Origin of the sequence: Paludibacterium yongneupense DSM 18731 (genome assembly GCF_000422925.1) — a bacterium.
Taxonomy (GTDB): domain Bacteria; phylum Pseudomonadota; class Gammaproteobacteria; order Burkholderiales; family Chromobacteriaceae; genus Paludibacterium; species Paludibacterium yongneupense.
On sequence record NZ_AUGZ01000019.1, the window covers coordinates 39,403 to 61,839 of the forward strand.

At 62.4% G+C, this 22,437-nt stretch carries 20 protein-coding genes; 14 read left to right on the plus strand and 6 right to left on the minus strand.

Features of this window, described 5'->3' with window-relative positions; all coding sequences use genetic code 11:
* Positions 1 to 15: 15 nt before the first annotated feature.
* Positions 16 to 615 (minus strand): transglutaminase-like cysteine peptidase, encoded by a 600-nt coding sequence (locus G520_RS22205; protein ID WP_169449825.1) that lies wholly within the window; start codon positions 613 to 615, stop codon positions 16 to 18.
* A gap of 202 nt (positions 616 to 817) precedes the next feature.
* Between G520_RS22205 and G520_RS22210 the strand changes: the two genes are divergently transcribed.
* Together G520_RS22210 and trhP are read left to right on the plus strand one after the other, a co-directional pair.
* The gene (locus G520_RS22210) at positions 818 to 2,179 is read left to right on the plus strand and encodes a TolC family outer membrane protein (RefSeq protein ID WP_084637549.1); all 1,362 of its coding nucleotides are present in this window, start codon (positions 818 to 820) and stop codon (positions 2,177 to 2,179) included.
* Positions 2,180 to 2,336: 157 nt separating this feature from the next.
* Positions 2,337 to 3,683, plus strand: coding sequence for a prephenate-dependent tRNA uridine(34) hydroxylase TrhP (gene trhP, locus G520_RS0108655; protein ID WP_028535297.1), 1,347 nt, complete (start codon positions 2,337 to 2,339; stop codon positions 3,681 to 3,683).
* Positions 3,684 to 3,705: 22 nt separating this feature from the next.
* On the opposite strand, the gene G520_RS0108660 is transcribed toward trhP, so the two are convergent.
* From G520_RS0108660 to G520_RS0108670, 3 genes are all read right to left on the minus strand, one after another.
* Positions 3,706 to 4,188 carry a hypothetical protein gene (locus G520_RS0108660; RefSeq protein ID WP_028535298.1) on the minus strand — a complete coding sequence of 161 codons (483 nt, stop codon included), beginning with the start codon at positions 4,186 to 4,188 and terminating at the stop codon, positions 3,706 to 3,708.
* A gap of 79 nt (positions 4,189 to 4,267) precedes the next feature.
* On the minus strand, positions 4,268 to 4,750 hold the full coding sequence (locus G520_RS0108665) for a hypothetical protein (protein ID WP_028535299.1): 483 nt from the start codon (positions 4,748 to 4,750) through the stop codon (positions 4,268 to 4,270).
* 71 nt (positions 4,751 to 4,821) lie between these two features.
* The gene (locus tag G520_RS0108670; RefSeq protein ID WP_028535300.1) at positions 4,822 to 5,325 is read right to left on the minus strand and encodes a hypothetical protein; all 504 of its coding nucleotides are present in this window, start codon (positions 5,323 to 5,325) and stop codon (positions 4,822 to 4,824) included.
* Between the two features lie 547 nt (positions 5,326 to 5,872).
* Here G520_RS0108670 and G520_RS0108675 point away from each other — a divergent pair.
* The 6 genes from G520_RS0108675 to argS all read left to right on the plus strand — a co-directional run bounded on the left by G520_RS0108675 (position 5,873) and on the right by argS (position 13,300).
* On the plus strand, positions 5,873 to 6,970 hold the full coding sequence (locus G520_RS0108675; protein WP_028535301.1) for a polyamine ABC transporter substrate-binding protein: 1,098 nt from the start codon (positions 5,873 to 5,875) through the stop codon (positions 6,968 to 6,970).
* Positions 6,971 to 7,037: 67 nt separating this feature from the next.
* On the plus strand, positions 7,038 to 8,177 hold the full coding sequence (locus tag G520_RS0108680) for an ABC transporter ATP-binding protein (protein WP_051229284.1): 1,140 nt from the start codon (positions 7,038 to 7,040) through the stop codon (positions 8,175 to 8,177).
* A complete protein-coding gene (locus G520_RS0108685; protein WP_028535303.1) occupies positions 8,174 to 9,079 on the plus strand; it encodes an ABC transporter permease subunit in 906 nt (301 codons plus the stop codon). Before G520_RS0108680 ends, G520_RS0108685 begins: the two co-directional genes overlap by 4 nt.
* The gene (locus tag G520_RS0108690; RefSeq protein WP_028535304.1) at positions 9,076 to 9,915 is read left to right on the plus strand and encodes an ABC transporter permease subunit; all 840 of its coding nucleotides are present in this window, start codon (positions 9,076 to 9,078) and stop codon (positions 9,913 to 9,915) included. The genes G520_RS0108685 and G520_RS0108690 overlap by 4 nt, the downstream gene beginning before the upstream one ends.
* A gap of 53 nt (positions 9,916 to 9,968) precedes the next feature.
* Positions 9,969 to 11,444 (plus strand): DUF3138 family protein, encoded by a 1,476-nt coding sequence (locus G520_RS0108695; protein ID WP_028535305.1) that lies wholly within the window; start codon positions 9,969 to 9,971, stop codon positions 11,442 to 11,444.
* 143 nt (positions 11,445 to 11,587) lie between these two features.
* Complete coding sequence (argS, locus tag G520_RS0108700; RefSeq protein WP_028535306.1) at positions 11,588 to 13,300, plus strand: arginine--tRNA ligase; 1,713 nt, start codon at positions 11,588 to 11,590, stop codon at positions 13,298 to 13,300.
* Positions 13,301 to 13,370: 70 nt separating this feature from the next.
* Here the strand turns inward: argS and G520_RS0108705 are convergent, their stop codons facing one another.
* Positions 13,371 to 14,552, minus strand: coding sequence for an acetyl-CoA C-acetyltransferase (locus G520_RS0108705; RefSeq protein ID WP_028535307.1), 1,182 nt, complete (start codon positions 14,550 to 14,552; stop codon positions 13,371 to 13,373).
* Positions 14,553 to 14,755: 203 nt separating this feature from the next.
* Positions 14,756 to 16,522: a PHA/PHB synthase family protein gene (locus G520_RS0108710; RefSeq protein WP_028535308.1), complete on the minus strand. Its 1,767-nt coding sequence runs from the start codon at positions 16,520 to 16,522 to the stop codon at positions 14,756 to 14,758.
* A gap of 232 nt (positions 16,523 to 16,754) precedes the next feature.
* On the opposite strand from G520_RS0108710, the gene G520_RS0108715 reads away from it, so the two are divergent.
* From G520_RS0108715 to leuB, 6 genes are all read left to right on the plus strand, one after another.
* Positions 16,755 to 17,402: a fumarylacetoacetate hydrolase family protein gene (locus G520_RS0108715; RefSeq protein WP_028535309.1), complete on the plus strand. Its 648-nt coding sequence runs from the start codon at positions 16,755 to 16,757 to the stop codon at positions 17,400 to 17,402.
* A complete protein-coding gene (locus G520_RS0108720; RefSeq protein ID WP_028535310.1) occupies positions 17,402 to 17,806 on the plus strand; it encodes an RNA-binding S4 domain-containing protein in 405 nt (134 codons plus the stop codon). Before G520_RS0108715 ends, G520_RS0108720 begins: the two co-directional genes overlap by 1 nt.
* 65 nt (positions 17,807 to 17,871) lie before the next feature.
* On the plus strand, positions 17,872 to 19,032 hold the full coding sequence (locus G520_RS0108725) for an MFS transporter (RefSeq protein WP_028535311.1): 1,161 nt from the start codon (positions 17,872 to 17,874) through the stop codon (positions 19,030 to 19,032).
* A 251-nt stretch (positions 19,033 to 19,283) separates the two neighbouring features.
* Positions 19,284 to 20,690 carry a 3-isopropylmalate dehydratase large subunit gene (leuC, locus tag G520_RS0108730; RefSeq protein ID WP_028535312.1) on the plus strand — a complete coding sequence of 469 codons (1,407 nt, stop codon included), beginning with the start codon at positions 19,284 to 19,286 and terminating at the stop codon, positions 20,688 to 20,690.
* Positions 20,691 to 20,702: 12 nt separating this feature from the next.
* Positions 20,703 to 21,341: a 3-isopropylmalate dehydratase small subunit gene (gene leuD, locus G520_RS0108735; RefSeq protein ID WP_028535313.1), complete on the plus strand. Its 639-nt coding sequence runs from the start codon at positions 20,703 to 20,705 to the stop codon at positions 21,339 to 21,341.
* 17 nt (positions 21,342 to 21,358) lie between these two features.
* On the plus strand, positions 21,359 to 22,423 hold the full coding sequence (leuB, locus tag G520_RS0108740; RefSeq protein WP_028535314.1) for a 3-isopropylmalate dehydrogenase: 1,065 nt from the start codon (positions 21,359 to 21,361) through the stop codon (positions 22,421 to 22,423).
* Positions 22,424 to 22,437: the final 14 nt, after the last annotated feature.

Consider the following 22,437-nt stretch of genomic DNA (forward strand, 5'->3'; position numbering starts at 1 on the left):
CGGGGCCGGTCGCGTTCATTCGCGTCCGGCGCCCACTTCGCGCAGAACCCTGCGCCAGCCGGGAAGCGTGTGCGGCGGATGCCGAACGGCGCCGATATGCAGTGCGTCGCTGTTGAAGCGGAACACCGGGCGCAGATCGGGGCGCTGCGACGCGGGTTGCAGCGAGGACAGCATATTATCGAGAATCAGGGCTTCGGACGTCGGCGTCGGGTAATAGGCGAGCACCATATGCGCTTGTTCGACATGGCTGCCGGGCTGCCCGATGCGCAGCATCACGTAGGTGAGCCACAGCCTGTCGCTTGCGACTCCGAGCCGCCGCAGCGAAAAATACTTGGCGATCGCATAGTCTTCGCAGTCGCCGCGGCCAAGCGCCAGCGTCTCCCGCGGGCTTGCCCAGTGGTCGGGGCGGCCCCGCGTCGTTTTGTCTTCCGCAAACGCTATCGTCCGATTGAAGTAGCGATTGATCGCCGCGATCTGTTCCCGCTCCTCGGCCGGCGCCAGTTCGGCCAGCAGGGCCTGCCATTCGCGCAGGCGCTGTGCCCCCGTGTCCGCCTGCGCCGCGGCGGTCGGCATGCAGCAGATCAGGAGTCCTGCAACAAGCGCACGATATCGCATGATTTTCCCCGTGGCATGCCATGCCACCATCTTGGCAGACCTGGCGGGAAGGCCTAGGGCAAAGACGGACAATCAACGTGGGAAAAATCGTATTCAAGCCTCGGTATATGGCCTTGGTTTGGCGTTCATGGGTTAATTGCAGCGTGTTTATTCTTTTTTCTCTTATAACAAATCGTTTTCAATAGAAAAGGTCATTCTGCCCATGAAGACTCCCCTTACCCGATCCCTCGCCGTTGTGGTTCCTTTCATCCTGCTGCACGCGCAGCCGGCTGCCGCGATCGAGCTCAAGGACGCCGTCGAGAAAACCATCATCAATAGTCCGGAAGTGCGCTTGAAGCTGCACCAGTTCCATCAGACACAGAGCGAGCAGGACCTCGGGCGCGCCGGCTTTCTGCCTAGCGCCGACATCAGTTACAGCCACGGCCGGGAGACCCGGGAGCAGCAACAATGGGGCCGCAACGGCAAGAGCGGGATTCCGCGCTGGGGATGGTCGCTCAATCTGACGCAGAACCTGTTCAACGGTTACCAGACGGTCTACAACGACAAGCGGCTTGGTCATTCCCAGCGGGCAAGCTACTACCGCTTCCTCGATATGTCCGAGCAACAGGCGCTGGAAGCCGGGCGAAGCTATCTCGACGTGTTGCGCTATCGTCTTCTGGTCGAGCGCGCGCAGGCCAATTTTGCCAGCCACCAGGAGATCTACCGGCAGATCGAGCAAAAGGTCGGCGCCGGCGTCGGTCGGCGTGTCGATCTGGAGCAGGCAAATGGCCGGCTGGCGCTGGCCGAAGCGAATCTGTTGACCGAGAAGACCAATCTGCATGATGTCATGTCGCGCTATATCCGCATCGTAGGCGAAGCGCCGCCCGCGCTGCTGGCGCCGCCGGCCTCGTTCGCCGCCGTGTTGCCGGATGGGGTCGATGGTCTGGCCAGCCTGCTGGCGAACAGTCCCGGCCCGCTTGCCGCGCGCGAGATGGTGCGCGGAGCGCGCTATGGTGTCGATGCCCGCCGCGGAGCCTTCATGCCCGCCATCGATCTGCGCGCGCGCCAGGACTGGGGGCGCGGCGGCGAGCAGATGGGAGCGGGACAGTACACGCGTTCGGTCGTCGAAGTCGTCACGACCTTCAATCTGTCGCGCGGCGGCGCCGACCGCGCGCGCCTGAAGCTGGCGAGGCACGAACTCGATGCGGCGCTGGACGAGCAGGACAAGGCCTGTCGCGATACGCGCCAGACATTGCATATCGCGTATAACGACGCGCGCCGGCAACAGGAAAAAATAGCCTATCTGCGCCAGCATGCGCTGTCCACGGAGAAGGTGCGCGAGGCCTATCGCAAGCAGTTCGACATCGGTCAGCGCTCTCTGCTCGATTTGCTGGATAGCGAGAACGAGTTGTTCGACTCGCAGCGCGCGCAGGTCAACGGCGAGACCGATCTGGCGCTCGCGCAGTTGCGGGTGGCGGCGGCGAGCGGAACCTTGCTCGCGCATCTGAAGCTCAAGCCGGTCGAAGCCGCGCTGGCGGGCGATAGCGCCACAGGCGAAGCGCCTTGCGGCAAAGCCGTGTCGTGAGAAGGGGCATGTCGATATAAAACAGGCGCTTAGCGCGGGGGAGACCGAGCTTGACGCCCGGCCCGCGCCGCGCGCATAATCGCGGCGCGTTTCTCCGCTCAATCCTTGTCCCTTCCCGCTTTTATCGGCCGGGGCGGGCGTCAATCGACCACATGCAATGAAATCTCCGGAACTGCTTTTGCCAGCCGGCTCGCTCGACAAGATGCGCGCCGCTTTCGATTTTGGCGCCGATGCCGTCTATGCCGGCCAGCCGCGTTATTCCCTGCGGGCCCGCAATAACGAATTCAAACTCGAAGAGCTGCAGCAAGGCATAGAAGAAGCCCATGCCCGCGGCAAGCAGCTGTTCGTGGCATCGAATATTCTGCCGCATAATGGCAAGATCAAGACATATCTGGCGGATATGGAGCCGGTGATCGCAATGCGTCCCGATGCTCTGATCATGGCCGATCCCGGACTGATCATGATGGTGCGCGAGAAATGGCCGCACGTGCCCATCCATTTGTCGGTGCAGGCCAATACCGTCAACTATATGGGCGTCAAATTCTGGCAGCGGATGGGGCTGACGCGCATCATCCTGTCGCGAGAGCTGTCGCTGGACGAAATTGCCGAAATCCGGCAGCAATGTCCGGATATGGAAATCGAAGTCTTCGTGCACGGCGCTTTGTGCATTGCCTATTCCGGACGCTGTCTGTTATCGGGCTACTTCAACCACCGCGACCCGAACCAGGGGACGTGCACCAATTCCTGCCGCTGGGATTACAAGGTGCATGACACGGGAGGCGATGACAGCGGCGATGTGGTGGCGAAGATTCCGCTGGATTTCCAGCGTGCGCTCAGCGACGCGAATCAGAGCTTCGCGGCTTGCGGCGGGGCCGAGCGTCATCCGCTGGCCGACAAGACCTATCTGATCGAGGAGGCGAGCCGTCCGGGCGAATTGATGCCTATCGTCGAAGACGAGCACGGCACCTATATCATGAACTCGAAAGATCTGCGCGCTGTCGAGCATGTGGCGCGTCTCGCCCAGATCGGCGTCGATTCGCTCAAGGTCGAAGGCCGCACCAAGTCGCTGTATTACGTGGCCCGTACCGCCCAGGTCTACCGCCGCGCGATCGACGATGCGGTGGCGGGGCGACCGTTCGACCCTTCCCTGCTGTCCGAGCTGGATGGCCTGGCTAACCGTGGCTACACCGACGGCTTTCTGGAGCGGCACCATACCCAGGACTACCAGAACTATATGAGCGGGCATTCTCAGGCCCGGCGCAGCCAGTATGTGGGTGAAGTGCTGGAGGTCGACGCAGAGGGCTGGGCCTTGATCGACGTAAAGAACCGCTTCGCGCTCGGCGACCGGCTGGAAATCATCCATCCGGCGGGAAACCGTACCGTAACGCTCAACGCGATGACGCGCGACGGCGTCTCCGTCGACGTGGCGCCCGGCAATGGCGTCAAGGTGCGCATGCCCGATATGGCGGGCATGGAAAAGGCGCTGATTTCGCGCCTGCTGTAAACGCTTGCCGCCGCCGCGCGGTTCAGGGCGCTGCGGTGGCGACCAGTTCGCCCGCTCCCCCCATCATTCCGCCGCTCTGGACCGGGCTTGCGCCGGCGAAGCAGGCGAAGGCGCCGTTTTCGTCCCACCACAGGATGGTGATCAGCGATGCGCTATAGTTCGCGATAAACCAGATGGGCAGGTTCACGCCCGGCTTCAGTGGCCGCGTCAGACAGCAGTCGCCCCAGAACTGGGCCCTGGCGATCAAGCTCCCGCCGCCCCGGCCCTGAAACGTCCCCTCCGTGACGGAGCCTGCGAAGAAGACGGCACGCAGATCAATGGCGATATCGGCGTCGATACTGACCCGGGTCGCGTACGCCGCGCCCTCGATGGCCGGTGCGATGGCCTGTTGCCGGCGTGGTGCCCGGCGTCGGGTCTCGGCCTGCAGAATATCGTGCGCGAGGGTGCGGTGGGCGGCTGCCAGGTGCTGGGGGCGGCTATCGATGCAGCGGGCCTGCGCGGTCATGATTTCATCCTCCTGAATAAACGGCCGCTGCCGGCATGGGCAGCGGAACGTGCGGCCACAGGGATAAAGGGCTTCCCGCCTAGCGTGGCGCGGGGGCGGTGAACATGCCGCTTCCGCCTGCGATACCCGCACCGATGGAGAGCCCGCCTCCGACAAATGAGCCGAGAGCCCCACTGTCGTCCCACCAGTTGATATTGAGTGCGAAGGGGAAGGCATTCGCTTCGAAGGAGGCCACGAGTCCGTTCATTTCGCTGAGCGGCCGCATCAGCCAACTGGTGCCCGCCATGATGCCGCTCCCGACGACGGCGCCTCCTCCCCGGCCCAGATAACGGCCGCGTCCGGCATCGCCTTGTTCGTCATAGAGCAGGGCTTCCAGCTCCAGATAGGCCAGCGCGCCGAAGCTGGCGCGCGTGTAATAGGCGAAGCCGCTTTCATACCGTGCGCCTGCCGCCTGGCGCGGGGCCGTGCCAAAACGGTCGACGCAGCCGGTGAACGCCGCGCGAGCCAGTTCGGTGTGTGCGTCGCGAAGCGCCGGGCTGCGCAAATCCCTGTCGTCGGTCATGCCGGTTTTTCCTGCGCATGTCGTTTTCATGGTCATGCCGCACCGTCCGACGGACGGAAGCGGCATCACGCTCAGGCGGCGCAAGCCAGTGCGCCATCCAGCGAGTCAAGCGACTCGAGCTTGCCCTGTCCGCCGAACAGGCCGCCACCCGTGCCGGGACCGGCGCCGACAAAGCTGGCCAGCGGACCCTCTTCGTCCCACCACACGATGCTCAACATTCCGGGAATGCAATGCGCGGCAAACGAGAGCCGCCAGCTTTTTCCCTGTTTCAGCGCTTCATACAACCAGCAACTGCCCCAAAGTTGGGCGTCGCCTATCATCGTGCCGCCACCTGCCCCGGAAAACTGCCCCAGAATGGAATCGGGGTGCTGCGGCGCATACAACTCCACCGACAGATCGACCTCGAGAAAGCCGTGAAGGTCGACCCAGGCGGTATACGGCGTCAGCCCTTGCTGAGTGGCTGAGAACGCCGGGCGGCGCATGGTTTGGCGCAGGCGCTCGGATTCCAGGATTTCGCGCGCGAGTACGGCGTGCGCTTCGAGCAGCGGGGACGAACGGGTGTCGGTCGGGTGCATATGCAGTCCTTTCTTTGAGGAGAGGAAAACGGGATGTGGAAGGTCCCGCTATCTGAGACCAAGTATGGAAGCGCAAGCGTGTGTCCGTCAGGGGCGGGAGGATCGCCGTTCTGCCGGTTTTTCCCAACTGCGGCCCCGGATGCATGCTATCTGGCCCGCGCTTTTTCCGCGGGCGGCGAGGGTGTGGCATACATTGTGCATGTATGCGCTGAGCATCGCGGGTGTGGTTTTGTGCCACTGCGGAAAATGCGGGTGATGATTATTTTCATCGGCGGGCTGGCGCAAGTTTCGCGTGCAGGATAATTTTTGTCGACAATGCGTCGTGTTGTGATAAAAAGTGATGGTGCTGTTGCAGGTGTGTATATTTTTTTAAACGAGCCCGTCCGGGCCGCCTGGTCGCCGATCGGCCAGGGGCAGGGCGCAGGGCGAGGGAGATGCCGCTCGCGCGGCGTCAGTGCTGTTGAGGGTTCTTAGGGTTCCGTTGCCGGTGCGGCGGTGTCGGCGGCTGCGGAGTTCATTTGCGCGAACGCGGATTTAGGAAGCCATCATGAATCAGAAATTCCCCGGTAAAGTTCTTTGTGCCCTCCTGACCTTGTTGCCGGCGGCAGCGATGGCCGAGGACAAGGCTCTCAACGTCTATAACTGGTCGGACTACATCGCCAAGACCACGATTCCCCGCTTCGAGAAAGAGACCGGAATCAAGGTCCGCTACGATGTCTACGATAGCGACGACACCTTGCAGGCCAAGATGCTGACCGGCAAGGCCGGGTACGACATCGTGGTTCCCACGTCGAACTATATGGCCAAGCAGATCGAAGCCGGCATCTACCAGAAGCTCGACAAGTCGAAAATTCCCAACCTGGCCTATCTGAATAAAAGCCTGATGAAGATGGTCGAGGGCGCCGATCCGGGCAACGCGCACGGCGTGCCCTGGGCATGGGGGACGGATGGTCTCGGCTACAATATGAACAAGGTGCACGCGGCGCTGGGCAAGGATGCGCCGCTGGACAGCTGGGATATTCTATTCGAGCCGAAATATCTGTCGAAACTGAAAGGATGTGGCGTGTCGTTGCTGGACCAGGCCGCCGACATCTTCACGATCACCCTGGCCTACCTTCATAAAGATCCTAATAGCCATAACCCCGCAGATTATCAGGCAGCATTCCAGTTGTTGAAGAAAATCCGCCCGTATATCACGCAGTTCAATTCTTCCGGTTACATCAACGATCTGGCCAACGGCGACGTCTGTTTTGCCGTCGGCTTCTCCGGCGATGTCCACATCGCCAAGCAACGCGCGGCAGAAGCGGGCAAGAGTTATACCGTCAACTATGTCATCCCCAAGGAGGGCGCCCCCTTGTGGTTCGACGTGATGGTGATTCCGCGCGACGCCGCGCATCCGGAGGCGGCGACCAAGTGGATCAACTATATCCAGACCCCGCAAGTGAACGCGGAAATAACCAATCAGGTGTTCTACCCGACGGCGAACGAGGCGGCGCGCAAATACGTGAATCCCGCCATTGCCAACGACCCTACCGTGTACCCGCCTGAGTCGGTACTCAAGACCCTGTACCTGATGAAGCCGCTGCCGCCGGACATCCTGCGCCTGGAAAACAGGCTGTGGACCCAGCTCAAGTCCGGTCGCTGAGCCCGCGGGCGGCGCTCCCGGCGCCGCCCGACCGTGTTTTCATCCAGCTTGAAAGAGTCCCCAAACCATGATGAACGAGCGCATAAGCAGTCAGACACTGGCATCGGCCGCGACGGGACGCAGCGATTTTGTCCAGATCATCGATGTCGTCAAGAAATTCGGCGATGCCACCGCCCTGAACCAGGTCAGCCTGACGGTACGCAAGAACGAGCTGTTCGCCCTGCTCGGCAGTTCGGGGTGCGGCAAGTCGACCCTGTTGCGGATTCTGGCCGGATTCGAAACGGCGACCTCGGGCAAGATCCTGATCGATGGTGAGGATGTCGCGAGAATTCCGCCGTATAAACGGCCGGTCAATATGATGTTCCAGTCGTACGCTTTGTTCCCGCACATGTCGGTCGAGAGCAATATCGCCTTCGGCCTGAAGCAGGAGGGCTTGCCCGCTGCCGAGATCCGCGAGCGGGTCGGCGATGTGCTGGAACTGGTGCAGATGGGCAAGTATGCGCGCCGCAAGCCGCATCAACTGTCGGGCGGACAACAGCAGCGCGTGGCGCTCGCGCGCAGCCTGGTCAAGCGGCCCAAGCTGCTTTTGCTCGATGAGCCGATGTCGGCGCTGGACAAGAAAATCCGGCAGCAAACGCAGCTTGAGCTGGTGAACATCCTGCATCGGGTCGACGTCACCTGCATCATGGTCACCCACGATCAGGAAGAGGCGATGACGATGGCGCACCGCCTGGCCGTGATGAGCGAAGGCGAGGTGGTCCAGGTCGGCGTGCCGTCGCAGGTCTACGAATACCCTAACTGCCGGTTTTCGGCGGAATTCATCGGCTCGACCAATCTGTTTCCCGGGGTGGTGTCGGAAGACGAGCCCGATCATATTTTCGTCGACAGCAGCGCGCTGCCCGCGCGCCTGTACATCAGCCATGGCATTACCGGGCCGGTGGGCATGGAAGTCTTCATTTCGATTCGCCCCGAGCGAGTACAGCTGTCGCGGAGCAAGCCTCAGCAGACGTGCAACTGGGGGCAGGGCGTGGTCAAGGATGTCGCCTATCTCGGCAGCTACACGCTCTACCACGTCGAGCTGGAGAGCGGGATGCGGGTGATGGCCAATCTGTCCAGCCTGTTGCTGACCGAGATCGAGGCGCCGGCCTACGGCGACGAGGTGTTCGTCAGCTGGAGCGAAAGCAGCCCGGTGGTGCTGACATCATGAAGGCACGACTCCTGCGCTGGCTGCCCTCCGGACGCGTCGGGGTGATTTCCATCCCGTTCGCTTTTCTGTTTCTGTTCTTTTTCGTGCCTTTCATTCTGGTGATCGGCATCAGCTTCTCGCAGCAAGTCCTGGGGGTCCCCCCCTATGCGCCGCTGACCCAGTGGAAGGACGGCATATTGGGCATTTCGCTCAATATGAGCCACTACCAGTTTCTGCTGCATGACGATCTGTATGCGGAAACATACCTCAGTTCGCTGCGGATGGCGCTGATCTCGACCGTGTGCTGCCTGCTGATAGGCTACCCGGTAGCCTACTGCATCGCGCGGGCGCGGGAGTCGATTCGCGGCACCCTGATGATGTTGGTGATGCTGCCGTTCTGGACGTCTTTCCTGATCCGGGTCTACGCCTGGGTGGCGATTTTGAAGAACGATGGCCTGCTCAACAACTTCCTGATGTGGATCGGGCTGATCTCCACGCCCTTGCGGCTCTATCACACCGACTGGGGCGTCTATATCGGCATGGTCTATTCCTACCTGCCATTCATGATCATGCCCTTGTACGCCCACCTGGTGAAGATGGATCTGACCCTGCTTGAAGCGGCCAACGATCTGGGCGCGAAGCCGTGGAAGTCCTTCATGCTGATCACCCTGCCGCTATCGCGCAACGGCATCATCGCCGGCAGTCTGCTGGTGTTCATCCCCGCCGTCGGCGAGTACGTGATTCCCGAGCTGCTGGGGGGCTCGGACACGCTGATGATAGGGCGTGTGATGTGGGAAGAGTTCTTCAACAATATCGACTGGCCGATGGCTTCCGCCGTCACCTGCGCGATGGTGGTCCTGCTGCTGGTGCCCATGGCGTTGTTCCAGCATTACCAGGTCAAGGAAATGGAGGAAGGGCAATGATCCGTTCGAACAAATGGGTGTCCGGTTCCGTGCTCGGCCTGGGCTATCTGTTTCTTTACCTGCCCATCGTGCTGCTGGTGGTCTATTCCTTCAACGAGTCCAAGCTGGTGACGGTGTGGTCGGGGTTTTCTACGCGCTGGTACGCGGCCCTGCTGGACGACGACGAATTGATGGGTGCCGCCTGGCTCAGCATCCGTATCGCCTTGATGACGGCCACCGCCGCGGTGGTGATCGGCACCGTCGGCGGTTTCGTGCTCGCGCGGTTCGGGCGCTTCCGCCTGTTCACCGTCTTCGCGGCGATGATCAACGCGCCGCTGGTGATGCCCGAGGTCATCATCGGCATCTCGATGCTGCTGTTGTTCGTGCAGATGGAGCAGGCCTTCGGCTGGCCGCAGGGGCGAGGCATGTTCACCATCTGGATCGGCCATGTGACCTTGTGCGTGTCCTATGTGGCCATCATTGTGCAATCACGGGTCAAGGAGCTCGATCGCGCGCTGGAAGAGGCGGCGATGGATCTTGGCGCCACTCCCGGCAAGATCTTTTTCGTGATCACTCTGCCGCTGATCTCGCAGGCGCTGATTGCCGGCTGGCTGCTGTCCTTCACGCTGTCGCTCGACGATCTGGTTCTGACCGCCTTCCTGTCCGGGCCGGGATCGACCACGCTGCCGATGGTGGTGTTCTCGCGCGTGCGACTCGGGCTGAATCCCGAAATGAACGCCCTGGCGACCTTGTTCATCGCATCGGTGACGATAGGCGTAGTGGGCGTCAACCAGTTCATGCGCGCGAGCGAACGCAAGCGGCAGCGTGAAATCCGCCTGGCCCTGGCCGAGGCCTGAACCGGCGCAAGCCGCAATAATAATGATGTCGTTGCAAACTGGAGATTCTTGAAATGAAGAGAATAGTGATAGCGGCAATCATCGCCGGCTTGCCCGGCATGGCGCTGGCAGACAGCAATGCGGATGCCATCGCCAAGTTGAAGGCTCAGCTGCAAGCGCTGCAGACGCAGCTCGAGACCTTGCAGAAAACGGTCGACGCGCAGGCGCAGCAACAGCCGGTGCTGACGCCGGACGATGCGCAGACGATGAAGGAACAACTGGCCAACCAGCAGTTGAAGGTCGATGCGTTGCAGCAGGCCTCGACCGACGGACCGCTGGCGGGCCTGTCGGTGACCGGCTACCTCGATCCGACCTATATCTTCAACCGCAACGCCGGTTCGTCGTCCTTCCTATTCGTCAACCACAGCAACGCCTATACCTACGACAACAGTACCTTCGGCGACGTCTATCTCGATATCAAGAAGACCTTCGGCGTCGGCCCGACCGCGCCGTCGGCCGAAATCACCATCATGCCGAACCGCGGCAATGGCAGTACCCTGCTCAGCAATAGCGGCGGTTCGGTCGGCAACAACATCATCAATACCGCCCAGGTGAATCTGCCGTTGTCGGATAGCACCAGCGTGATGGTCGGTCTGGTGTCGGGCTTCGGCGGCTACGAGCTGCAGCAGTCCAATCAGATGCTGACGCTGACCCACGGCCTGCTGTACGACTGGTCCGACCCGGGCAGCTACGTCGGCGCCGGCGTCAACTGGAGCCACGGCAACTGGGCGACCAAGCTGCTGGTCGGCAACGAGCAGAACCATACTTCGGGCTCGACCGCCACCACCAGCACCGGGACCAAGTCGAACAAGACGCCGACGGTGACCGGTCGCGTCGACTACACCTGGTCGTCGGCCATCGATCTCGGCGGTTCGTTCAATCTGGGCCGGCAGACGCTGGTAACGCCGATCTCTTCAGCGACGGGGGCATCGGCTTGTGCCACTGGCAGCTATGGCTACCAGTGCTCGTCCAGCGATCCGTTCAGCGGCTACCGCTTCGGCGAACTGGATGCGACCTATAACCTGAACGATGTGATTCTGAATGCCGAACTCGATTACGGCCAGCAGGATCGCGCGGCGTTCAACGGCGGCACCGCAAGCTGGTACGGCGTGTCGCTGCTCGCGCACGAGAAGTGGAACACCGAGCTGCTCGGGCGCATGGGGGCCACCGTGCGCTACGACTATCTGAACAACAGCAAGAACGGCGGCGGCGGCGGCGGGATCCTGCTGTCGAGCAGCGGGGTCGACGGCACCGATGGCTTCGGCGTCGATCCGGTCTGCTATGCCAATTCCGCCAGCAAGGGCACGGAGTGCAAGGGCGCCAACCATCAGGCGCTCACCGCCGATCTGCTGTTCTACCCGACCGATCAGCTGACGATCAAGTTCGAGTATCGTCACGACTGGGCCAGCCAGGCGGTATTCGTGAAGAGCTCGGGCGATTACGTGAAATATAACGATCTGTTCGGCATGCAGCTGGTGTATTCCTTCTGATGCCGGCGCCCCGCCGCGGCGCGTGCGCGTCGGCGGGGCGGTCGTGGTTGCTCGGGGTCATGGGCAGGGCTTACAATTCGCTAATCAAGAATTCGTCCGCCGGCGCGCGCCATGCACGCCGGCGGATTTGCTCAGAGCCCAATATGACCATTCTGCAACTGATCTCCCAGCGGGCGTCCGCTGCGCTGGACGCTGTCGGCGCCGCCGGTGCGCCGGCCCATGTCCAACCCGCTTCCAAGCCCGAATTCGGCGATTACCAGATCAACGGTGTGATGGCTGCGGCCAAGCAGTTGCGATGCAATCCGCGCGAGCTGGCCACCAAGGTGCTGGCCGTGCTGGATCTGGCAGGGATAGCCGAGAAGCTGGAAATCGCGGGGCCGGGCTTTATCAATATCCACCTCGATCGCCAGTTTCTGGCCGACAAGTGCCAGCTGGCGCTCACCGACGCCCATCTCGGTGTCGAATTGCCGACCCGCCGTCGCGTGATGGTCGAGTATTCCTCGCCCAATCTGGCCAAGGAAATGCACGTCGGCCACTTGCGCTCGACCATCATCGGCGATGCGCTCGCGCGCGTGATGAGCTTTCTCGGGCACGAGGTGGTGCGCGCGAATCACGTCGGCGACTGGGGCACCCAGTTCGGCATGCTGACCGCCTTTCTGGTCGAGAACCATCAGGACGACGCGGGGCTGGCCCTGAACGACCTCGAAGACTTCTACCGCAAGGCCAAGATCCGTTTCGACGAAAGCCCCGAGTTCGCCGATCGCGCCCGCGACTACGTGGTGCGGCTGCAGGGCGGCGACGAGCAGGTGCTGCAACTGTGGCGCCGTTTCGTCGAGGTCTCGCTTGCGCATTGCCAGGCCGTGTATACGACGCTGGGCGTCGGCCTCGGGCGCGAGCATGTGCACGGCGAATCGGCCTATAACGACGATCTGCCGGTCGTGGTAGAGGAGTTGACCCGCGCGGGTCTGTTGACCGAGAACGATGGCGCCAAGGTGGTCGTCCTGGAGGAGTTCCGCACCCAGGACGACAAGGCGATGGGCGTGATCGTTCAGAAGAAGGACGGCGGCTATCTGTATACGACCACCGATATCAGCGCGATCCGCTACCGTCACGCGACGCTGGGACTCGACCGCGTCCTCTACGTCGTCGACGCGCGGCAGAGTCAGCATTTCCAGCAGCTGTTCACCATCTGCCGCAAAGCCGGCTTTGCCGGCGATATGCAGTTGCAGCATATCCCCTTCGGCACCATGATGGGCGACGACGGCAAGCCGTTCAAAACCCGCAGCGGCGGCACTGTCAAACTCATCGAACTGCTGCACGAAGCCGAAGAGCGGGCCTTTGCGCTGGTATCGGCCAAGAACCCGGATCTGGAGGAGGGCGAAAGACGGCATATCGCCCATGCAGTCGGCATCGGCGCCGTCAAGTACGCCGATCTGTCCAAGAGCCGCGTCAGCGACTACATTTTCAACTGGGAAACGATGTTGTCCTTCGAGGGCAATACCGCACCGTATCTGCAGTATGCGTTTACCCGCGTGCAGAGCGTGTTCCGCAAAGCCGGCGACTACGACGCTGCGGCGCCCATCGTGCTGGAAGAGGCCGCCGAGAAGCAGCTGGCGGTCGCGCTCGCCCAGTTCGACGACGTGGTGCTCGCCATCGAGTCGGACTGCTATCTGCACGGGCTGTGCCAGTATCTGTACCAGATCGCCACGCTATTCTCGCGCTTCTACGAAGCCTGCCCCATCCTCAAGAGCGAGGGCGCGCTGCGCGCGAGCCGTCTGCAATTGGCGGCGCTGACCGCGCGCACTCTGCGAACGGGGCTGGATCTGCTCGGCATCGAGGTGCTCGACACGATGTAGGCCTTGCATGCGCCACGAAAAACGCCGCCGCGGGATGTGACCGCGACGGCGTTTTTTCATTTCAACCGGCTCACGCGCGTTCGATCGCCAGCGCCACGCCCATGCCGCCGCCTATGCACAGCGTTGCCAGAGCCTTGCGAGCCTGGCGGCGTTGCATTTCGTGCAGCAGGGTCACCAGGATGCGGCAGCCGGATGCGCCCACCGGGTGTCCGATGGCGATGGCGCCGCCATTGACATTGAGTTTGCTGGTATCCCACTGCAGTTCGCGGGTTACCCCCAGCGCCTGCGCGGCAAAGGCCTCGTTCCCTTCGATCAGGTCGAGCTGATCGATCGACCACCCCGCGCGTTGCAGTGCGCGGCGGGTCGCCGGAACCGGGCCCATGCCCATGATGCTGGGCTCTACGCCCGCCGACGCATAGCCGCGAACCACGGCCAGCGGGGTCAGGCCGAGTTCGCGCGCGCGCGAAGCGCTCATCAGCATGACCGCCGCCGCGCCATCGTTGATGCCCGAGGAGTTGCCGGCGGTGACGGTGCCGTCCTTCTTGAAGGCCGGTCGCAGCTTGGCAAGCATTTCGGCGGTGGCATTGGTGCGGATGAATTCATCTGTCGCGAAGCTGATGGGATCGCCCTTGCGCTGCGGAATCGACACCGGAACGATTTCGTCGGCAAAGCGACCGGCCGCTTGCGCTGCCGCGGCCTTCTGCTGCGAGGCCAAGGCGAAAGCATCCTGCTCTTCGCGGCTGATGTCATATTTGGCCGCGATGTTTTCGGCGGTGACGCCCATGTGGTACTGGTTGTAGACGTCGGTCAGCGCATCGTGGACCATGCTGTCGACCAGCGTCGCCGGCCCCATGCGGAAACCGTCGCGCGAGCCGGGCAGCAGGTGCGGCGTGAGGCTCATGTTTTCCTGGCCCCCCGCGATGACGATATCGGAGTCGCCGGCAAGAATGGCCTGGATGCCGAGATGGGTGGATTTCAGGCCCGAGCCGCAGACCTGATTGATGGTGAGGGCGGGAACCTCGATCGGGATGCCTGCCTTGAGCAAGGCTTGCCGTGCCGGATTCTGCCCGGCTCCAGCGGTCAGTATCTGCCCCATGATGACTTCGGACACCAGTTCCGGCGCCACGGAGGTTTGTGCCAATAGTGCCTTGATGACGGTGGCTCCGAGGTCGGCGGCGGGAATGGCGGCCAGAGACCCGCCAAAATTGCCTACCCCGGTGCGCGCTGCGGCAACGATTACGACTTCTTGCATCAGTCTACCTCCCATTGTTATTTCAAGGCTGTTTCCGGACTCTCCGCGACCACGCCCGCTGGGCGTTGACAACAGTCGGCCGGGGCGGGAGATCCCGCCCAACGGCGCTGCGGCCGGGGCTGTCCGGTTTGGCGAATAACGGCCGACGCGGGTCAGCCGGTTCTGCTTCCCTGTTTCTCCTTTTCCGGCGGCGTTGAACCGCTCTATTGAACGACGGCGAGCGCGGTTGGCAGGGCGCGCGCACGCACATACTGTCCTGGGGCGTCTTCCAGCGGCGGAAGATCCTTGTTGCCTAGCGTCTTGGGCGCGGCGATTTTTTTGCCGGACTGCGGGGCCAGCCACGCATCCCAGTCTTTCCACCAGCTGCCCGGGCGGCTCTCCGCCGCTTCCAGCCATTCTTCCGCGTCGTCGATCAGCTCTTCGTTGACCCAGTAGTTGCGCTTGTCGCGGGTCACGGGATTGATCGAACCCGCGATATGCCCCGATGCGCCGAGCACGAAGCGGCGCGAGGCGGCACCGGTCAGGTACTTGACGCCGGAATGCGCCGAAGTCCACAGCACGATGTGGTCTTCGCGCGCGGCGAAGACATACATCGGCTGCTCCAGTGTTCCCAGATCGATGGGCACGCCGCACAAGGTGATCGCGCCGGGATGTATCAGTGCGTTGTTCACGTAGTACTGACGCAGGAAGAAGGTGTGCATCGGCAACGGCAGGTCGACCGCGTCATTGTTCCAGTATAGAAGGTCGAACGGAGCCGGGGTCTTGCCGAGCAGGTAATTGTTGACGACGTAGTTCCAGACCAGATCGTTGGCGCGCAGAGAGGCGAAGCTGCGGCCGATTTCCTTGCCGCTGACGATGCCCCCCTGTGCCATCTTCAGCTCGCGTGCCTCGATGACCTTCTCGTCGATATAGACCTTGATCTCGCCCGGTTCGGTATGATCGAGCAGCGATGTCATATAGGTGGCCGAGTCGACCCACTTCTGGCCGCGAGCCTTCATCACGCACAGCGCGGTGGCGAGGATGATGCCGCCGATGCAGAAGCCCAGCGCATTCATGCTCGGCTGGCGGGTGATCGTGCGCACCGCCTCGGCGGCGGCCACCACGCCGCGTTCGATATAGTCATCCCAGGTGTAGTGCTTGATTTCCGGGACCGCGGAGCGCCAGCTGACCAGGAAAACGCGGTAGCCCTGGGCCACGAAATGGCGAACCATCGAGTTATCGGGCTGCAGATCCATCAAATAGTATTTGTTGATGCAGGGCGGAACGATCAGCAGCGGTTTTTCGTAGACCTTGTCGGTGGTGGGGGTGTACTGCAGCAGTTCGATCAGCTCGTTGCGGAAAACCACCTTGCCCGGGGTGCAGGCGATATTGCGCCCGATCTCGAACTGGCTTTCGTCGGACATCGAGATATGCCCCTTCTGGATGTCTTCAAGCATGTTTTTCATGCCTTCGACCAGGCTCTCGCCCTTGGTCTCGATTGCGCGCTTGACCACCTCCGGGTTGGTGAGCATGAAATTGCTGGGCGCCATGGCGTCGACATACTGCTTGGTGATGAAGGCGAGGCGGTCCTTGCTTTCTCCTTCAAGCTGCGCCTGGTCGACCAGTTCGGTCATCCATTTCGCAGTCTGCAGATAGCTTTGGCGCAGGAAGCTGTAGAACGGGTGATTGCTCCATTCCGGCGCGGCGAAGCGCTTGTCCTTGTCGGCGGGGGCCGGCACGGCGCTCGCTTCGCCCTGACCGAGGAACTGCATCCACAGATCGACCTGGCGCTGGTAGAGGCTGCTCTGCATGGCCAAGAACTGGTTGGCCCCCGTAAACATCTGCGCCCAGGCGCCGGCGATCGGGTTGTCCTGTCCTTCTTGCGGCGCGACGGACGTCAGCGTGGCGACGAACTGCTGCATCCATTTCTGGTTGGTTTCAGACAGTTCGGCGAAGAACTTTTCCAGGGAAGCGGGGGTGTCCTGACTCAAAATCGTCTCCTTCTGCAGCATTGACCGGGAGGTTCCCCGGAGCGGTCGTGTCACTCAAACTTTACCAGTAGTTTATGACGTGTGCACGTGAGATGTGTCTTGCTCAGGACATTTTTTTGCGATGCGGCGATGGCGGGCGGATGGCGCTGATTCGAGTCAAAAGAGGCACTCAATTTGGTTCATTCATTCAATAAAATTTGTCATAATGAGTGGCTAAACCAAGGAGAGTGACATGACGCATGTGCGCATCGCCGGGCGCGATACACGGGTTTCCAGCATCTATTGCATAGGCCGGAACTACGCCGCGCATGCCGCCGAAATGGGTAGCCGCGTCGAAGCGCACCCTATGGTTTTCCTCAAGCCCGTGACGGCCTTGCTTGCCCCCGGCAAGGCAAGCCTGCCGTCCTTTTCCTCCGACGTACACCACGAAGCCGAGCTGGTGGTCCTGATCGGCAAGGGCGGGGTCGATATTCCTGCGTCGTCTGCCCTTGAACATGTGGCGGGCTACGGTATCGGCGTCGATCTGACCGCTCGCGACGTGCAGGCCGAGTTGAAGAAGAAGGGGCATCCGTGGGCGCTGGCCAAGGGCTTTCGCGGGTCGGCCTGGTTGTCGGAGATGGTTCCGGCCGCCTCCGTGTCCGACCTGGCCGCGCTAGAGTTCAATCTGGACGTCAATGGCGTACGCCGCCAGCATGGCGTCGTACGCGACATGGTGTTCCCGGTCCCTGAGCTGATCGCCTACATCTCGTCGGTATATGGCCTGGCGGACGGCGATCTGATTTATAGCGGGACACCCGAAGGCGTGGGAGCGTTGCACCTCGGCGATCGCGTCGATCTCGAACTGGCAGGCCTGGTGAGCGCCAGCTGGAGCATCGAGTAATGGCGCAGGCAAATGAGCAGGATGACGACCGGGTTCGCCTCGACAAGTGGTTGTGGGCGGCCCGCTTTTTCAAGACCCGGCAGCTCGCGCACGAGGCACTTGACCTCGGGCGGGTACTGGTCAATGGCGAACGTGCCAAATCGTCCCGCCTGGCGCGCGTGGGCGATGCCTTGTTGCTCCGTATCAATCAGCTCGAATACCACATCGAAGTTCGCGTCTTGTCCGGCCAGCGGCGCCCAGCGGTCGAGGCACGGACCTTGTATTCGGAGGGGGCGGAGTCGGTGGCCGCCCGTGAGGCGAAGCAGGCCTTGCTGAGCGCCGGACGGGCCAGCTTCCCGCATGGTGACGGTCGTCCGACGAAGAAGGCGCGACGCGAGATACAGCGCTTGAAAAGCACGTACTGATTTCGCCGTCTCCCGGGGCAGCGGGACTCCGGGCGTTTTGTTCCGTATTTCACCGGATCATTGCCATGCCGCTTTATTCCCCGCTGCGGGCGTTCGCCGCTTTCTATTTTTGCTACTTTGCCTACAACGGCCTGTTCGGGCCGTTCTGGGGGCTGTACCTGGATTCCCTGGCGTTCGACCCGTGGCAGATTTCGGTCCTGATCGCGCTGTCGACGCTGGCTCGCATTGTCGCGCCCGGGCTGTGGGGCTGGCTGGCTGACCGTCAGGGCCGGCGGCGCCCCATCATTATCTCGACCTCCCTGCTGGCACTGCTGGTTTTCGCTGTGCTCTGCATGCATGGCAAGACCTTCGGCTGGCTCTTCGTCTGCCTGGCCTTGCTGCATCTGTTCTGGACGGCATCCTTGCCGCTGGTCGAGGCCAGTACCGCACATCTGACCCGCGCGCAGCCGGGGCGCTACAGCCGGGTGCGGGTCTGGGGGTCGATCGGTTACATGATCGTTGCCATCGGTGGCGGTTATGTCATGCAATGGCTGGGTATCGCCAGCATGCCCTGGCTGGTGCTGGCCTTGCTGGGGATGATTTTCGTCGTCTCCTGTACGGTACCCGAGGTCCCGATAACGCACACCCTGCGCTCGGTGGTGCGCTTCGGGGATACCCTGCGCCGCGGGCCGGTGCTGGTCTTGTTTCTCTGCTGTTTTCTGATGGCGTTCGCCTTCGGGCCCTACTACACCTTTTATTCGATAGGACTCAAGCAGGCCGGCTATTCCAGCAGCGTGATCGGCTGGCTGTGGGCGGTCGGCGTGCTTAGCGAAATCGCCGTTTTCTGGTTTATGCCGCGCATCATGCGACGCTTCAGCCTCGAACGGTTGATGCTGGCCTCGCTGCTCGGCGGCGTGGCGCGCTTCGGTCTGATCGCGTTCGATATCGGCAATCCGGTCCTGGCCGTGCTGTCGCAGTCCTTGCATGCCCTTTGTTTTGCCGTTCATCACGCCGCCTCGATCGGGCTTATTCATCGTTTCTTCGCACCGCAGCATCAGGCGCGGGCGCAGGGGGTGTACATCATCGCCTCCTTCGGCGTCGGGGGCAGCGCCGGGGGTTTGCTGGCGGGGGCGTTGTGGCCGCACGGCGGCGTCGTGCTGACCTTTGGCCTTTCGGCTTGCGCCGTACTCATCGGTGCCGCGGTCTGTCTCAAGGGCTTGCGGCCGCTGCCGGCGGTTGCGAATTGAAATTCCGGGCCCGTTGGCGGCGGCTGATCGGACAGGTCGTCCGATATTTCGGACAGGCTGTCCAAAACGCTACGCGCCTTGCGGGGCATGGCTTCCGGCCTGGTGTGCGCTGCGCAATGCCGGGCTTGTACGAGCGCGGGACGCTATGCAAGAATGGTTCGGAGATCATCGTCGAACGGGTTCCCCGAATTGTCGATTCCGGCCACGGACGACGTCGTGTTTCCCGGTCATGAACAGGTAGACAAAGAGATATGAGCGCACAAACACTATACGACAAGCTCTGGTCCAGCCATGTGGTGCATGAAGGAAGCGACGGCACCGTCTTGCTCTACATCGACCGCCATCTGGTGCATGAAGTGACCAGCCCGCAGGCCTACGAAGGCTTGAAACTCGCCGGACGAACGCCCTGGCGCAGCGACTCGGTGGTGGCGACCGCCGACCATAACACCCCGACCGATCACTGGGAACGGGGCATCGTCGATCCGGTTTCGCGCCAGCAGGTCGAAACGCTGGACGCCAATATCGCCCACTTTGGCGCGCGCGCCTATTTTCCCTTCCGCGATGCGGCGCAGGGCATCGTGCATGTGATGGGACCGGAGCAGGGCGCGACTCTGCCCGGCATGACGGTGGTGTGCGGCGACAGCCATACTTCGACCCACGGCGCCTTTGGCGCGCTGGCTTTCGGTATCGGCACCTCCGAAGTCGAACACGTGCTGGCGACGCAATGCCTGGTGGCCAAGAAAGCCCGGAACATGCGCGTCTGCGTCACGGGCGAACTTGCTGCCGGCGTGACCGCCAAGGATGTTGCGCTGGCCGTCATCGGGCGCATCGGGACCGCAGGCGGCACCGGTTACACGATTGAATTCGCCGGCAGCGCCATTCGCGGCCTGTCCATGGAAGGGCGCATGACGCTCTGCAATATGGCGATCGAGGCGGGCGCGCGCGCCGGTCTTGTCGCCGTCGACCAGAAAACCATCGATTACGTCGCGGGGCGTCCGCTCGCACCGAAGGCGGATGCCTGGGCGCGCGCGTCGGCCTACTGGGCGACTCTGGTTTCCGATCCCGATGCGCACTTCGACCACGAAGTCGTGCTCGACGGTGCCGAAATCGAGCCGCAAGTGACCTGGGGCACCTCGCCGGAAATGGTGTTGCCCATCGGCGCCAAGGTGCCGGACCCCAGGGCCGAACCCGATGCCACCCGCAGGGCCGGCATAGAGCGCGCGCTCGCCTATATGGGGCTGGATGCCAATACTCCGCTTGCCGAGATTCCCGTCGACAAGGTCTTTATCGGTTCCTGTACCAATTCGCGCATCGAAGATCTGCGTGCCGCCGCCGCCGTCGTGCGCGGGCGTCGCAAGGCCGATTCGGTGACGCAGGTGCTGGTGGTCCCGGGCTCCGGCCTGGTCAAGGCCCAGGCCGAGGCGGAAGGGCTGGACCGGATCTTTCTCGCGGCGGGTTTCGAATGGCGCGAGCCGGGTTGCTCAATGTGTCTGGCCATGAATGCTGACCGGCTCGAGCCGGGCGAACGCTGCGCCTCGACATCCAACCGCAATTTCGAAGGGCGCCAAGGCCAGGGCGGTCGTACGCATCTGGTCAGTCCCGCCATGGCGACAGCCGCGGCGATTGCCGGGCATTTTGTCGATGTCCGCACTTTTTGAAAGGCTGACCGCATGAAAGCGTTCACGACTCTCGACGGGCTGGTATGCCCGCTCGATCGCGCCAATGTCGATACCGACGCGATCATTCCCAAGCAATTCCTGAAATCGATCAAGCGTTCCGGTTTCGGCCCCAATCTGTTCGACGAATGGCGTTATCTGGATCACGGCGAGCCGGGAATGGATCCGTCCAGCCGCCGCCCCAATCCCGACTTCGTGCTTAACCAGCCGCGTTACCGCGGAGCGCAAGTCTTGCTCGGACGAGAAAATTTCGGCTGCGGTTCCAGCCGCGAGCATGCGCCATGGGCACTCGAGGATTATGGCTTCCGCGTGGTGATTGCGCCGAGTTTCGCCGATATTTTCTTCAATAACTGCTACAAGAACGGCGTGCTGCCGATTGTCCTGGACGCCGCCGTCGTCGAGACCCTGTTTGCCGAGTGTTTCGCGCACGAGGGGTATACGCTGCATGTCGATCTGGCCTTGCAGCGCGTGACCGCGCCGTCCGGCGCTTCGTGGGCATTCGATATCACCGGCCATCGCAAGGATTGTCTGCTCAAGGGATTGGACGAGATCGGCCTGACTTTGCATCATGCCGACGCCATTCGGGCGTTCGAAGAGCGCCGTCGCATCGAACAACCGTGGCTGTTTGCCTGAAATAAGGAAAAGAAGCAATGAAAATCGCCGTATTGCCGGGTGACGGCATCGGGCCGGAAATCGTCGGCCAGACCTTGAGGGTTCTCGACGCCTTGCGCGCAGACGGGCTTCCCATCGAAATCGAGCAGGCTCCGCTGGGCGGCGCCGCTTACGATCAGTATGGCCAGCCTTATCCCGAGGCCACGCAGACCCTCGTCCGCGCGGCGGACGCCGTACTGCTCGGAGCCGTCGGCGGGCCGCAGTACGACCAGCTTGACCGGCCCCTGCGCCCCGAGCGCGGCTTGCTCGCGATCCGCAAGGACCTGGGGCTGTTTGCCAACCTGCGCCCGGCCGTGCTCTACCCCGAGCTGGCCGACGCCTCGACGCTGAAGCCGGAAGTGGTCTCCGGGTTGAACATCATGATCGTGCGCGAGCTGACCGGCGATATCTACTTCGGGCAACCGCGCGGAATATCGGTCAACGAACTCGGCGAGCGCGAAGCGTACAACACCATGCGCTACAGCGAGAGCGAAGTCCGTCGCATCGCACATGTGGCCTTCGCCATCGCCATGAAGCGCAATCGCCGCCTGTGTTCGGTCGACAAGGCCAATGTGCTGGAGACGACCGAGTTCTGGAAGGAAATCATGATCGATGTGGCGCGCGACTACCCCGAGGTGACGCTCAGCCACATGTATGTCGATAACGCGGCCATGCAGCTGGTGCGCAATCCCAAGCAGTTCGACGTGATGGTGACCGGCAATATTTTCGGCGATATCCTGAGCGACGAGGCGTCGATGCTGACGGGGTCGATCGGCATGTTGCCTTCGGCTTCGCTCGACGAAAACAATAAGGGGTTGTACGAACCCAGCCACGGTTCGGCGCCCGATATCGCCGGCAAGGATTTGGCCAATCCGCTGGCGACCATCCTGTCGGCGGCGATGATGATGCGGTATACCTTCAATCGCGAAGACGCGGCGACGCGCATCGAAAACGCAGTGAAGCGCGTGCTGGCCGAAGGCTATCGCACCGGCGACATCGCGCAGGCGGGCAGCCGGCGCGTGAGCTGCTCCGGCATGGGCGACGCCGTGGTGGCCGCGCTGTAGCAAGGTCGTGGCAA

Coding starts and splice junctions, on each gene's coding strand:
- G520_RS0108685 (WP_028535303.1), top strand. CDS start 8,174: ATGAAGGCACGACTCCTGCGCTGGCTGCCCTCCGGACGCGTCGGGGTG.
- leuB (WP_028535314.1), top strand. CDS start 21,359: ATGAAAATCGCCGTATTGCCGGGTGACGGCATCGGGCCGGAAATCGTC.
- leuC (WP_028535312.1), top strand. CDS start 19,284: ATGAGCGCACAAACACTATACGACAAGCTCTGGTCCAGCCATGTGGTG.
- G520_RS0108665 (WP_028535299.1), bottom strand. CDS start 4,750: ATGACCGACGACAGGGATTTGCGCAGCCCGGCGCTTCGCGACGCACAC.
- G520_RS0108715 (WP_028535309.1), top strand. CDS start 16,755: ATGACGCATGTGCGCATCGCCGGGCGCGATACACGGGTTTCCAGCATC.
- G520_RS0108725 (WP_028535311.1), top strand. CDS start 17,872: ATGCCGCTTTATTCCCCGCTGCGGGCGTTCGCCGCTTTCTATTTTTGC.
- G520_RS0108680 (WP_051229284.1), top strand. CDS start 7,038: ATGATGAACGAGCGCATAAGCAGTCAGACACTGGCATCGGCCGCGACG.
- G520_RS0108720 (WP_028535310.1), top strand. CDS start 17,402: ATGGCGCAGGCAAATGAGCAGGATGACGACCGGGTTCGCCTCGACAAG.
- G520_RS0108670 (WP_028535300.1), bottom strand. CDS start 5,325: ATGCACCCGACCGACACCCGTTCGTCCCCGCTGCTCGAAGCGCACGCC.
- G520_RS0108705 (WP_028535307.1), bottom strand. CDS start 14,552: ATGCAAGAAGTCGTAATCGTTGCCGCAGCGCGCACCGGGGTAGGCAAT.
- G520_RS0108690 (WP_028535304.1), top strand. CDS start 9,076: ATGATCCGTTCGAACAAATGGGTGTCCGGTTCCGTGCTCGGCCTGGGC.
- G520_RS0108660 (WP_028535298.1), bottom strand. CDS start 4,188: ATGACCGCGCAGGCCCGCTGCATCGATAGCCGCCCCCAGCACCTGGCA.
- leuD (WP_028535313.1), top strand. CDS start 20,703: ATGAAAGCGTTCACGACTCTCGACGGGCTGGTATGCCCGCTCGATCGC.
- G520_RS22210 (WP_084637549.1), top strand. CDS start 818: ATGAAGACTCCCCTTACCCGATCCCTCGCCGTTGTGGTTCCTTTCATC.
- argS (WP_028535306.1), top strand. CDS start 11,588: ATGACCATTCTGCAACTGATCTCCCAGCGGGCGTCCGCTGCGCTGGAC.
- G520_RS0108695 (WP_028535305.1), top strand. CDS start 9,969: ATGAAGAGAATAGTGATAGCGGCAATCATCGCCGGCTTGCCCGGCATG.
- G520_RS0108675 (WP_028535301.1), top strand. CDS start 5,873: ATGAATCAGAAATTCCCCGGTAAAGTTCTTTGTGCCCTCCTGACCTTG.
- trhP (WP_028535297.1), top strand. CDS start 2,337: ATGAAATCTCCGGAACTGCTTTTGCCAGCCGGCTCGCTCGACAAGATG.
- G520_RS22205 (WP_169449825.1), bottom strand. CDS start 615: ATGCGATATCGTGCGCTTGTTGCAGGACTCCTGATCTGCTGCATGCCG.